1 protein-coding gene is annotated in these 256 nt (G+C 69.9%); it reads left to right on the forward strand.

Going from position 1 to position 256, the window contains the following annotated elements; genetic code table 11:
- Positions 1 to 23: 23 nt before the first annotated feature.
- Positions 24 to 256, forward strand: a 233-nt coding sequence (locus R0J87_RS22330) for a hypothetical protein (protein WP_498889056.1), incomplete at its 3' end; no start/stop codon positions are given.

Genomic DNA, 256 nt, shown 5'->3' on the forward strand with positions numbered 1-256 from the left:
GGCTAGCGGTCGCGGGGGTGCTGATGTCGCTCTCCGTCGCCGCGGGCGTGCCGCCAGAACTCACCGATGCGCCGATGGACGTCCGAGCGTCGCTCGCGGCCCCGTACAGGGCCGTGCTCGCGACCTACGGTGCAGTTCTCGCGGCGGTCTACGGATCCTTCCGATACACCGTCGACCGACGAGACGGTGTTGTCGCTCAGCGTCTGATGTCGCAGCCTCGCGGTGCGACCTATCTGGCCAGGGCGACGGGCGCAGC

The organism is Halomonas sp. SIMBA_159 (genome assembly GCF_046536035.1).
GTDB lineage: Bacteria > Pseudomonadota > Gammaproteobacteria > Pseudomonadales > Halomonadaceae > Vreelandella > Vreelandella venusta_A.